The sequence below is a fragment of the Pseudomonas sp. R11-23-07 genome, assembly GCF_003852295.1.
Classification (GTDB): domain Bacteria; phylum Pseudomonadota; class Gammaproteobacteria; order Pseudomonadales; family Pseudomonadaceae; genus Aquipseudomonas.
Genome location: NZ_CP027761.1, coordinates 3,816,022 through 3,829,827, shown reverse-complemented (window position 1 = coordinate 3,829,827; position 13,806 = coordinate 3,816,022). Strand labels below are relative to the sequence as shown.

The following is a 13,806-nucleotide window of genomic DNA, read 5'->3' as shown; positions in this document are numbered from 1 at the left end:
AGGATCAGCACCCGCAGGAGGGCGAAATGGGTTTTTATCGTGCACACAGCGTGTTTCAGCTTGGAGTCCTCGGGTGATGAGTACGCCAACGCCGCTGCGCCTGTTCTGCCTGCCCCATTCCGGCGCGAGCGCCTCGGTCTACGCACGTTGGCGCCGCGTGCTGCCGGATTGGTTGCAGGTGTGCCCGCTGGAATTGCCAGGGCGTGGCATGCGCATGGGCGAGCCGCTGCAGCGCGATATCAAGGCCTTGGCTGCCCAGCTCGCGACTGAAATCAGCCGCGACCTCAATGGCCCCTATGCGTTGTTCGGCCACAGCCTCGGCGGCCTGTTGGCGTTCGAACTGGCCCATGCATTGAAAGCGCGCAATGTGCCGGCGCCGCTGGCGTTGTTCGCCTCCGGCACCGCCGGCCCGGCGCGGCGCGATGTCAGCGAATACGCCATCGAAAAGACCGACGAACAACTGATCGCCCGCTTGCGCGAACTGCAGGGCACCTGCGACGCCGCGTTGGCCAATCCTGAATTGATGGAGTTGATGCTGCCGATCCTGCGCGCCGATTTCCTGCTCTGCGGCAGCTTCACCTATGGCGAGCGCGAGCCCCTGGGCGTGCCGATCCATGTGTTCGGCGGCAAGCAGGACAGCGTGCGCGCCGACCAATTGCTCGACTGGCAGCTCGAGGCCGCCAGCGGCTTTTCCCTCGACATGTTCGACGGTCACCACTTCTTCCTCGTGCAGCACGAAAGCGCCGTGCTGCGCTGTGTGCGCCGCTATGCCGACGAGCACCTGGCCCGCTGGCGCCTTGGCGCGGCGCGGCAACTGGCCGCCGGCTGAATCTCACCGACTTCCCGACTTTCCCGTAAGCCGATTTCAGGCAGGAACCCCATGATGGACGCCTTCGAACTTCCCCGCACCCTGGTCCAGTCCCTCCAACGCCGTGCCGCACAGACGCCGGACCAGATAGCCCTGCGCTTTCTGGCCGAGTCCGCCGAGCACAGCGTGGTGCTCAGCTACCGTGACCTGGACCAACGCGCCCGCACCATCGCTGCCGCCTTGCAAGCCGATGTCGCGATGGGCGAGCGCGCAGTGCTGTTGTTCCCCAGCGGCCCGGACTATGTCGCGGCGTTCTTCGGCTGCCTGTACGCCGGGGTGATCGCGGTACCGGCCTACCCGCCGGAATCCACCAAGCGACATCACCAGGAGCGCTTGCTGTCGATCATCAGCGATGCCGAGCCGCGCCTGCTGCTGACCATCGCCAGCCTCGGCGAAAGCCTGGCGCAGATTGACAACGCACCACCAGTCTTGAGCGTAGACACCCTCGACGCACAGCTGGCCGATCACTGGGTCGCCCCCGAGCTGCAACCCGACGACATCGCATTCCTGCAATACACCTCCGGCTCCACCGCCCTGCCCAAGGGCGTGCAAGTCAGCCACGGCAATCTGGTGGCCAATGAAGTGCTGATCCGTCGCGGCTTTGGCATCGACCTCAACCCGCACGACGTCATCGTCAGCTGGCTGCCGCTCTACCACGACATGGGCCTGATCGGCGGCCTGCTGCAGCCGATCTTCAGCGGCGTGCCGTGCGTGTTGATGTCGCCGGCCTACTTCCTGGCGCGGCCGTTACGCTGGCTGGAAGCGATCAGCGAATACGGCGGCACCATCAGCGGCGGCCCGGATTTCGCCTACCGCCTGTGCAGCGAACGGGTCAGCGAGTCGGCCCTGGAACGCCTGGACCTGAGCCAGTGGCGCGTGGCCTATTCCGGTTCCGAACCGATCCGCCTGGACACCCTGGAACGTTTTGCCGAGAAGTTCTCTGCCTGCGGTTTCACCTCAAACAATTTCTTTGCTTCCTACGGCCTGGCCGAGGCGACCCTGTTCGTCGCGGGCGGCACCCGTGGCCAAGGCATCCCTGCGCTGCACGTCGATGAGCACGCGCTGGCCGCCAACCGCGCCGCGCCGGGGCAGGGCAGGGCCGTCATGAGTTGCGGCACTCACCAGCCGGACCACGCCGTGCTGATCGCCGATCCCCACACGCTGAGCGAGTTGGCCGACAACTGCGTGGGCGAACTCTGGGCGAGCGGCCCGAGCATCGCCCAGGGTTACTGGCGCAACCCTGAAGCCACCGCCAAGACATTCGTCCAGCACGCCGGCCGGACCTGGCTGCGCACCGGCGACCTGGGGTTTATCCGTGACGGTGAGGTGTACATCACCGGGCGCTTGAAAGACCTGCTGATCGTGCGCGGGCACAACCTGTATCCACAGGACATCGAGCAAACCATCGAACGTGAGGTCGAGGCGGTGCGCAAAGGCCGGGTGGCGGCCTTTGCGGTGAATGATCAGGGCCTGGAAGGCATCGGTATCGCTGCGGAAATCAGCCGCAGCGTGCAGAAAATCCTGCCGCCTGAAGCGCTGATCAAGGCGATTCGCCAAGCGGTGGCCGAGGCTTACCAAGAGGCGCCTAGCGTGGTGGTGCTGCTCAATCCTGGCGCGCTGCCGAAAACCTCCAGCGGCAAGGTGCAACGGGCGGCGTGTGCGCTGCGCTATGCCGATGGCAGCCTCGACCGCTATGCGCAGTTTCCCGAGGTGCAAGCGCCGGCGAGTGAGGTCGCGCTGGCGTCGGCCCTGCAACAGCAGATCGCCGCGATCTGGTGTGAGCAGCTGCAAGTGGCCACGGTTGCCGCCGATGATCATTTTTTCCTGCTCGGCGGCAACTCCATCAGCGCCACCCAGGTGGTCGCGCGCCTGCGTGAAACCCTGGGCCTGGAGCTGAACCTGCGCCTACTGTTCGAGGCGCCCACCCTGCAAGGCTTCGCCGCCAGCGTCGCGCAGGTGCAGCAGGCCGGCGGCGTTGCACAAGGCGCAATGGCTGCGCTGTCGCGCCAGCACGAGCTGCCGCAATCCCTGGCCCAGAACCGCTTGTGGATCACCTGGCAGCTGGACCCCGACAGCAGCGCCTACACCATTCCCGGCGCCCTGCGCCTGCGCGGCGCGTTGGACGAAGACGCGCTGCGCTCAAGCTTCCAGCACTTGGTCCAGCGCCACGAAGCCCTGCGCACGCGTTTCTATGAGCGTGACGGCGAAGGGTTCCAGCGCATCGAGTCCAACGTGGCGTTCGACCTGCACGTCATCGACCTCAGCGACCTGCCCGGCGCCGAGCGCGAAGCCCGCGCGCAGCAAATCCGCGAAGACCAGGCACGTACTTCGTTCGACCTGGAAAAAGGCCCGCTGCTGCGGGTGACCCTGGTGCGCCTGGATGAAGAAGACCACCAGTTGCTGGTCACCCTGCACCACATCATCGCCGATGGCTGGTCGCTGACTATTCTGATTGACGAGTTCTCCCGTCTCTACGCGGCCGCGTCCCAGGGCCAACTCCTGGAGCTGCCGCCACTGAGCCTGCAATACGCCGACTACGGCAGTTGGCAGCGCCAATGGCTGGCCGCAGGTGAAGGCCAGCGGCAACTGGCGTACTGGCAGGCAACGCTTGAGGGCGATCACCCGACGCTCGACCTGGCCACTGACCACCCGCGCTCTGCGCAGCGTCTGAACAGCGCCTCGCGCCATACCGTACGCCTGAGCGCCAAGCTCAGTGACGCGATTCGCCAGACTGCACAGGCCCATGAAGCCACCCCATTCATGCTGCTGCTGGCCGCGTTCCAGACGCTGTTGTATCGCTACAGCGGCCAGCGCGATATCCGCATCGGCGTGCCCAATGCCAATCGCTCACGCCAGGAAACCCAAGGGCTGGTCGGGTTCTTCATCAACACCCTGGTATTGCGTGCCGAGCTCGACGGGCGCCAGCCTTTCAACCAGCTGTTGGCCGCGACACGCCAGGCGGCAATGGACGCCCAGGCGCATCAGGATCTGCCGTTCGAACAACTCTTGGAGGCCTTCCCCCAGGCGCGGGAACAGGGCCTGTTCCAAGTCATGTTCAACCACCAGCAACGTGACCTCAGCGCCCTGCGCCGCCTGCCGGGGCTGCTCGCCGAGGAACTGCCGTGGCACAGCCGTGAAGCCAAGTTCGACCTGCAACTGCACAGCGAAGCAGACCGCACCGGGCGCTTGAGCCTGGCCTTCGACTACGCCGATGAGCTGTTCGAGCCGGCAACCGTGCAGCGCCTGGCCGAGCATTACATTCACCTGCTGCAAGCGGTCTGCGAACAACCGCAGCAAGCTGTGGGCGAGCTGAAACTGACCGCAGAGGACGAGCAACAGGCATGGAGCCAGGCACCGTGCGCGCCGGCCCGGCAGTGGTTGCCCGAGCTGCTCAACCAGCACACTTCGGACGCCACTGCGCTGGTCTGGCAAGCTGGCAGCCTGAGCTTTGCCCAGTTGCATACCCAGGCCAACCGCCTGGCGCATTACCTGCGCGACAAGGGCGTCGGCCCGGACGTCTGCGTGGGCATCGCCGCCGAGCGTTCGCCGCAGTTGCTGATCGGCTTGCTGGCGATCCTCAAGGCCGGCGGCGCTTATGTGCCGCTGGACCCGGATTACCCCACCGAGCGCCTGGCCTACATGCTCGAGGACAGCGGCGTGCACTTGCTGTTGACCCAAACCGCACTGCTGGAACAACTGCCGACGGTGGCAGGCGTGTGTGTGATCGCCATGGACAGCCTGCACCTGGACCGCTGGCCGACCCAGCCACCGGGCCTGCACCTGCACGGCGACAACCTCGCCTACGTGATCTACACCTCCGGCTCCACCGGCCAGCCCAAGGGCGTGGGCAATACCCATGCGGCGCTGGCCGAGCGGTTGCAGTGGATGCAGGCCACCTACACGTTGGATGCCAGCGACGTGCTGATGCAAAAGGCGCCGATCAGTTTCGACGTGTCGGTGTGGGAGTGCTTCTGGCCGCTGATCACAGGGTGCCGTCTGGTACTGGCCGGCCCTGGCGAGCACCGTGATCCTCATCGCATCGCGCAATTGGTGCAGGAACATGGCGTGACCACGTTGCACTTCGTGCCGCCGCTGTTGCAGGTGTTTATCGACGAACCGCTGGTGGCCGAATGCACCAGCCTGCGCCGGCTGTTCTCCGGCGGCGAAGCCTTGCCCGCGCAGTTGCGCAACCGCGTCCTGGCGCGCCTGCCGGCGGTGCAACTGCACAACCGTTATGGCCCGACCGAAACCGCGATCAACGTCACTCATTGGCACTGCGCCGTGGAGGACGGCGAGCGCTCGCCGATTGGCCGGCCACTGGGCAATGTGATCTGCCGGGTGCTCGACGACCAGCTCAACCCGCTGCCGGCCGGTGTGCCGGGTGAACTGTGCATCGGCGGCATCGGCCTGGCGCGCGGTTACCTCGGTCGTGCGGGGCTTACCGCTGAACGCTTTGTCGCCGACCCACTGGACGCCGCCGGGGCGCGTCTGTATCGCACCGGCGACCGCGCGCGCTGGAGCGTGGATGGCGTGCTGGAATACCTGGGCCGTCTCGATCAGCAGGTCAAGCTGCGCGGCTTTCGGGTGGAACCGCAGGAAATCGAAGCGCGCCTGTTGGCGTTGGACGGCATCGCCCACGCCGTGGTGCAGGTGCGGGACGGCCAGTTGATCGGTTACTACACCGGCCCGGCCGAACTGGATGCACAGGCAGTGAAAGCCGCCCTGGCCGTTGTCCTGCCCGAGTACATGGTGCCTGCCTACCTGATGCGCCTGGACGCGATGCCCCTGAGCCCCAGTGGCAAACTCGACCGCCGCGCACTGCCCGAACCGGTGTGGCAAACCCGCGAACACGTCGAACCCGAAACGCCGTTGCAGCAGCAAATTGCCGCGATCTGGCGCGAAGTGCTCGGGCTGCCCCGTATTGGCCTGCGCGACGACTTTTTCGCCCTCGGCGGCCACTCGCTATTGGCCACGCAAATCGTCTCCCGCACCCGCCAGGTCTGCGATGTCGAACTGCCGTTGCGCACCTTGTTCGACGCCAGCGAGCTGGGTGCGTTTGCCGAGCATGTCGGGTTGATCCAGGCCTCGGGCCAACGCAACCAACAGACTGCAATCGGCAGGGTCGACCGCAGCCAACCCGTGCCGCTGTCCTATTCCCAGCAGCGGATGTGGTTCCTCTGGCAGATGGAACCGGACAGCCCGGCTTATAACGTCGGCGGCATGGCACGCTTGCGCGGGGTGCTGGATGTGGGGCGTTTCGAGGCGGCGCTGCAGGCCTTGATCATGCGTCACGAAACCCTGCGCACCACCTTCCCGAGCGTCGATGGCGTGGCCTGTCAAAAGGTCTCGCCACAGACCGGCCTGCGCATGGACTGGCAGGACGTCTCGGCACTGACTGAAACCGAGCGTCAGCAGCGTTTGCAGCAACTGGCGGATCAGGAAGCGCATACGCCGTTCAACCTGGAAACCGGGCCGTTGCTGCGCGCTTGCCTGGTCAAGGCAGGTGAGCAGGAGCATTACCTGGTGCTGACCCTGCACCATATCGTCACCGAAGGCTGGGCCATGGACATCTTTGCCCGTGAACTCAGCGCGCTCTACGAAGCCTTTATCGACGAGCGCGACTCACCGCTGGCGCCGCTGCCGGTGCAATACCTGGACTACAGCGTGTGGCAGCGCCAGTGGTTGGAAGCGGGCGAGCGCCAACGCCAGCTGGATTACTGGACCGCGCAACTGGGCAGCGAACACCCGCTGCTGGAGCTGCCTGGTGACCGCCCGCGCCCGGCGGTGCAAAGTCACCGGGGCGAGCTGTATCGCTTCGACCTGAGCGACGCGCTGGCCGCCCGTGTTCGCGCGTTCAACGCCGAGCATGGCCTGACCCTGTTCATGACCATGACCGCCACCCTGGCCGTGTTGCTCTACCGCTACAGCGGCCAGACCGACCTGCGCATCGGCGCGCCGGTAGCCAATCGGATCCGTCCGGAAAGCGAAGGGCTGATCGGTGCGTTCCTCAACACCCAGGTAGTGCGTTGCCAACTCGATGGGCAGATGAATGTCGCGCAGCTGTTCGAGCAGGTGCGTCACACCGTGATCGAAGGCCAGTCCCATCAGGACCTGCCGTTCGACCATCTGGTGGAGGCGCTGCAACCGCCGCGCAGCGCCGCATATAACCCGCTGTTCCAAGTGATGTGCAACGTGCAGCGCTGGGAGTTCCAGCAACGCCGCCAACTGGCCGGCATGACTGTCGAGTACCTGGCCAACGATGCCCGCGCTACCAAGTTCGACCTCAACCTGGAAGTCACTGACCTCGACCATCGTCTGGGCTGCTGCCTGACCTACAGCACCGATTTGTTCGACGAGCCGCGCATTGCTCGCATGGCTGAGCATTGGCGCAACCTGCTGGAAGCGCTGATCGACAACCCGCAGCAACGCCTCAGCGAATTGCCCCTGCTCAGCGCCACCGAGCAGCGCGCCGTGCAGGACAGCCTCGGGGTGGAGGCCGGTGAGCATCGGCTCGACCAGTGCATTCACCCGCTGTTCAGTGAGCAGGCGCGCAAGCGTGCCGATGCGCCGGCGCTGACCTTTGCCGGGGTGACGCTCACTTACGCCGAACTTGATGCACGCGCCAATCGCCTGGCCTGGATGCTGCGCGAGCGCGGCGTCGGCCCGCAGGTGCGCGTCGGCCTGGCGCTGCCGCGTTCGCTGGAAATGGTCATCGGCCTGCTGGCGATCCTCAAGGCCGGCGGCGCCTACGTGCCGCTGGACCCGGAATACCCGCTGGACCGCCTGCATTACATGATCGAAGACAGCGGCATCGGCCTGCTGCTCAGCGATGCGCCGATGTTCGAAGCCCTCGGCCCGTTGCCGGCGAGCGTCGCGACCTGGTGCCTGGAACAGGACCTGCCGCTGCTGAGCAACTACCCGGCCGGCGAGCTGCCGATGATCAGCCTGGCGCAACACCCGGCGTACCTGATCTACACCTCCGGTTCCACCGGCAAGCCCAAAGGTGTAGTGGTGTGCCATGGCGAAATCGCCATGCATTGCCAGGCGGTGATCGAGCGTTTCGGCATGCGCCCGGACGACTGCGAACTGCATTTTTATTCGATCAACTTTGACGCCGCCACCGAGCGCTTGCTGGTGCCGTTGCTCAGCGGTGCCCAGGTGGTAGTGCGCGCCCAGGGGCAGTGGGATGTCGAGGAAATCTGCACGCTGATCCGCACCCACCGCATCAGCATCCTCGGGTTTACGCCCAGCTACGGCAGCCAGTTGGCGCAGTGGCTGGCCACGCAACAGCAGTCCCTGCCGGTGCGCATGTGCATCACCGGCGGTGAAGCCTTGACCGGGGAACACCTGCAGCGCATTCGCAGCGCCTTCCAACCACAGGTGTTCTTCAACGCCTATGGCCCGACCGAAACCGTGGTGATGCCACTGGCCTGCCTGGCGCCGGAGCAACTGGAAGAGGGCGCCGCCAGCGTGCCGATTGGCAGCATCATCGGCGCACGCGTGGCTTACATTCTTGATGCCGACCTAGCCCTGGTGCCGCAAGGCGCGAGCGGTGAGTTGTATGTCGGCGGAGCAGGCCTGGCCCAGGGGTATCACCAGCGTGCGGGGATGACGGCGGAGCGCTTTGTCGCCGACCCGTTCGCGGCGAATGGCGGGCGTCTGTACCGCACCGGTGACTTGGTGCGCCAACGTGCCGATGGGTTGGTGGAATACTTGGGGCGTATCGACCATCAAGTGAAGATTCGCGGATTCCGCATTGAGTTGGGCGAGATCGAAACCCGCCTGTTGGAACATGACGCCGTGCGCGAAGCGGTGGTGCTGGCGCTGGATTCGCCGAGTGGCAAACAGCTGGTGGCGTATCTGGTCAGCGACGCTGAGCACGGCGCGTTGCGCGACGCGGTGAAGGCCCGGCTCAAGGCGCAACTGCCGGATTACATGGTGCCCGCCCATGTGATGGTGCTCGACAGCATGCCGCTGACCGCCAACGGCAAGCTCGACCGGCGTGCCTTGCCCGAGCCGGACCCCGAGGCGAATCGCCAACACTACGTGGCGCCACGCAACGCGTTGGAGCACAGCCTGGCAGCGATCTGGTGCGCGGTGTTGAACCTGCAGCAAGTCGGCCTGGACGATAACTTCTTTGAGCTGGGCGGCGATTCCATCCTGTCGATCCAGGTGGTCAGCCGGGCGCGGCAGGCGGGCATTCATTTCAGCCCGCGTGACCTGTTCCAGCACCAGACCGTGCAAAGCCTGGCCGCCGTTGCCACGCGCGCCGAGCAGGTCAGCGCCGAGCAAGGTGTGATTACCGGAGCCTCGGGCCTTACGCCGATCCAGCAGTGGTTCTTCGACACCGATATTCCGGCGCGTCAGCACTGGAACCAGGCGCTGCTGCTCAAGCCGCTGCAACTGCTCGACCCGCGCCGCCTGGAGCAGGCCCTGCTGGCGGTGCTGGAGCATCACGATGCGCTGCGCCTGAGCTTCACCCGCCGCGACGCCCAATGGCACGCCGAACACCTGGCCGTGTCCGAAGGTGGCGTACTGATGCAGGCGCAAGTGCGCGACATGGCCGACTGCACCGCGCTGTTCACCGACACCCAGCGCAGCCTCGACCTGGAACACGGCCCGCTGTTGCGCGCCTTGCTGGTGGACGGCCCCCAAGGCCAGCAGCGCCTGCTGATCGTCATCCATCACCTGGTGGTGGACGGCGTGTCATGGCGCGTGTTGCTCGAAGACCTGCAAACTGTTTATCGCCAACTGAGCGATGGCCAGTCCGTCAGCCTGCCGGCCAAGACCAGCGCGTTGCGCGAGTGGGCGGCGCGTTTGCAGGCGTATGCCCACAGCGAATCCCTGCGCGAAGAACTGAGCCTGTGGCAAGCGCAGTTGGCTGGCCCGGCGCTGGCGTTGCCGGTGGCTCGCCCACAAGGTGCACGGCGCAACCGTGACGCCGAGACGGTCAGCGTGCGCCTGGATGCCGAACGCACCCGGCAATTGCTGCAACACGCGCCAAGCGCCTACCGCACCCAGGTCAACGACCTGCTGCTGACCGCCCTGGCCCGAGTGCTGTGCCGCTGGAGCGGCCATGATTCGGCGTTGATTCAACTGGAGGGCCACGGCCGCGAAAGCCTGTTCGATGACATCGACCTGACCCGTAGCGTCGGCTGGTTCACCAGTGCTTATCCGGTGCGCCTGACCCCGCAGGCGCAACCGGGCGATTCGATCAAGGCGATCAAAGAGCAACTGCGCGGCGTGCCGCATAAAGGCCTGGGCTACGGCGTGCTGCGCTACATGGCAGACGACCTGTGCAAACGCACCCTCGCAGCGTTGCCGAGCGCCGCGATCACCTTCAATTACCTCGGCCAGTTCGACCAGAGCTTCGGCGCCGATGCGCTGTTCCATCCGCTGGATGAATCCGCCGGGCTCGCGCACGATCCGGACGCACCGCTGCCCAACGAGCTCAGTGTCGACAGCCAGGTGTACGGCGGCGAACTGGTGCTGCGCTGGACCTTCAGCCGCGAACGCCACGATCAGCAGACGATCCGCGCACTGGCCGAGGCGTATCTGGCCGAGCTGCACAGCCTGATCGCCCATTGTCTCGAAGACGATGCTGGCGGCTTCACACCGTCCGACTTCCCGCTGGCCCAGCTGACCCAGGCGCAACTGGACAGCTTGCCAGTACCCGCCAGCGCCATCGAAGACGTCTACCCGCTGACCCCGATGCAAGAGGGCCTGCTGCTGCACACCCTGCTGGAACCGGGCACCGGCCTGTATTACATGCAGGACCGCTACCGCATCGACAGCGCCCTGGACCCCGAGCGTTTCGCCGAGGCCTGGCAACGGGTGATCGCCCGCCACGAAGCCTTGCGGGCCTCGTTCTGCTGGAACGTCGGCGAAGACATGCTGCAAGTGATCCACAAGCCGGGCAGCACGCCGATCGAATACCTGGACTGGAGCGCCGATCCCGAGCACGAGCACGAACCGCGTCTGCAAGCCTTGCTTAAGGCCGAACGCGAAGCCGGTTTCGATCTGCTCAACCAGGCGCCGTTCCACCTGCGCCTGATCCGCGTGGGCGAGACGCGCTACTGGTTCATGATGAGCAATCACCACATCCTCATCGATGCCTGGTGCCGTTCGCTTTTGATGAATGATTTTTTCGAAATCTACAGGGCCCTGGGCGAAGGTCGCGATGCGCCACTGGCGACGCCGCCGCGTTACCGCGACTACATCGCCTGGCTGCAACGCCAGGACCTGGACGAAGCGCGCCAGTGGTGGCAGCGCAACCTGCAAGGGTTCGAGCGCACCACGCCGATCCCGAGCGACCGGCCCTTCCTGCGCGAACACGCAGGCCACAGCGGCGGCATGGTGGTCGGCGATTGTTACACCCGCCTGGATGCCCGTGATGGTGCGCAATTGCGCGAGCTGGCCCAAGCCCACCAATTGACGGTCAACACCTTCGCCCAGGCGGCCTGGGCGTTGGTACTGCGGCGCTTGAGCGGCGAGCGTGACGTGCTGTTCGGCGTCACCGTGGCCGGGCGCCCGGTGCAGATGCCCGAGATGCAACGCACCGTCGGCCTGTTTATCAACAGCATCGCCCTGCGGGTAAAACTGCCGGCAGACGACCAGCGTTGCAGCGTGCGCGACTGGCTGAGCGGCCTGCTCGACAGCAACATGCAATTGCGCGAGTACGAATACCTGCCCCTGGTAACGATTCAGGAACTCAGCGAACTGCCCAAGGGCCAGCCGCTGTTCGACAGCCTGTTCGTGTTCGAAAACGCCCCGGTGGAAACCTCCGTGCTGAGCCACGCGCAAAGCCTGAAGGCTACCTCGGACTCCGGCCGCACCCACACCAACTTCCCGCTGACCGCCGTGTGCTACCCCGGCGATGATCTTGGCCTGCACCTGTCCTATGACCAGCGCTACTTCGATGAAAGCACCGTGCAAGGCATGCTCGGCGAGTTCAAGCGCCTGCTGCTGGCGCTGGTGCAGGGCTTCCATGGCGACATGGCCGAGCTGGCGCTGATTGGCGAGCAGGAACGTGAATTCCTGGTGCACGGCTGCAACCAGAGCGAACACGACTACCCGCTGCAGCGCAGTTATATCGAGCTGTTCGAGGAACAGGTGGCGCAGCATCCGCAGCGTATCGCCGCCAGTTGTCTAGACCGGCAATGGAGCTATGACGAGTTGAACCGGCGCAGTAACGGCCTGGGGCATGCGCTGATGGCGGCGGGTGTCGGCCCGGACCAGCCGGTGGCGTTGCTGGCCGAGCGTAATCTGGAGCTGCTGGGCATGATCATCGGCAGCTTCAAGGCGGGTGCCGGCTACTTGCCGCTGGATCCGGGCCTGCCGAGCCAGCGCCTGAGCCGCATCATCGACCTGAGCCGCACACCGTTGCTGGTGTGCAGCGAAGCCTGCCGGGAACAGGCGATCGAACTGCTCGAAGGCTTCGACTGCCAGTTGCTGGTGTGGGAAGAAATCCCGGCCCGTGGCGAGAATCCCGGTGTCTATAGCGCTCCGGACAACCTCGCCTATGTGATCTATACCTCGGGTTCCACCGGCTTGCCCAAAGGCGTGATGGTCGAACAGCGCGGCATGCTCAATAACCAGTTGAGCAAGGTGCCCTACCTGCAACTGAGCGAGACGGATGTAATCGCGCAGACGGCTTCGCAAAGCTTCGATATTTCCGTGTGGCAATTCCTCGCCGCGCCGCTGTTCGGCGCGCGGGTAGACATCGTGCCCAACACCCTTGCCCATGATCCCCAGGGCTTGCTGGCCCATGTCCAGGCACAGGGCATTACTGTGCTGGAAAGCGTGCCGTCACTGATCCAGGGCATGCTCGCCCAGGACGCTATCCGCCTCGACGGCCTGCGCTGGATGCTGCCGACCGGGGAAGCGATGCCGCCGGAGCTGGCGCACCAGTGGCTGTTGCGCTATCCGCACATCGGCCTGGTCAACGCCTATGGCCCGGCGGAATGCTCGGACGATGTGGCGTTCTACCGCGTCGACCTGGCCTCGACGCGGGGCACCTATTTGCCGATTGGCATGCCCACCGACAACAACCGCTTGTACCTGTTGGACGGCGCACTGGAATTGGTGCCCCAAGGCGCCGTCGGTGAATTGTGCGTGGCCGGCACCGGGGTCGGTCGGGGTTACGTCAGCGACCCGTTGCGCACCGCACCGGTGTTCGTGCCGAACCCGTTCGGCGCACCAGGCGAGCGGCTGTACCGCACCGGCGACCTGGCACGGCGACGCAGTGACGGCGTGTTGGAGTATGTCGGGCGGGTTGACCACCAGGTGAAGATTCGCGGCTACCGCATCGAACTGGGTGAAATCGAAGCGCGCCTGCACGAACAACCCGAGGTGCGTGATGCGGCGGTCGGTGTCCAGGAGGGCGTCAACGGCAAGCACCTGGTTGGCTATTTGGTGGCTGCGGATGAGGCGTTGAACCCTGGCGAACGCCTGGACCGTATCAAGCAACGCCTGCGCGCCGAACTGCCGGAATACATGGTGCCGCTGCACTGGCTGTGGCTTGAGCGCCTGCCGCTCAACGCCAACGGCAAACTCGACCGCAAGGCCCTACCGGCCCTGGAGATCGGCCAGTTGCACAGCCAGGACTACCTGGCACCGCGCAATGAACTGGAAACCGCCCTGGCCGCGATCTGGGCCGAAGTGCTCAAGGTCGAACGGGTAGGGGTGCAGGACAACTTCTTCGAACTGGGCGGACACTCGCTGCTGGCGACACAGATCGCTTCACGGGTGCAGAAGACGCTGCAGCGGGATGTGCCGCTGCGGGCGATGTTCGAATGCAGCACGGTGGCGGAGCTGGCCGAGTATATCGAGGGGTTGGCGGGGAATGAGATCAGTGCCGAGAAGGTGGATCGGTTGAGTGATTTGATGGCGGAACTGGAGGGATTGTAAGGCGGCCGTTGGTCTGGAAGATCGGGTTT

General features: G+C 65.3%; 2 protein-coding genes. Both read left to right on the top strand.

Annotation, left to right across the window (positions count from 1 at the left end; all coding sequences use genetic code 11):
* Positions 1 to 76 precede the first annotated feature (76 nt).
* Positions 77 to 829: a thioesterase II family protein gene (locus C4J84_RS17455; protein ID WP_124435815.1), complete on the top strand. Its 753-nt coding sequence runs from the start codon at positions 77 to 79 to the stop codon at positions 827 to 829.
* 51 nt (positions 830 to 880) lie between these two features.
* Positions 881 to 13,777 (top strand): non-ribosomal peptide synthetase, encoded by a 12,897-nt coding sequence (locus C4J84_RS17450; protein ID WP_124435814.1) that lies wholly within the window; start codon positions 881 to 883, stop codon positions 13,775 to 13,777.
* Positions 13,778 to 13,806: the final 29 nt, after the last annotated feature.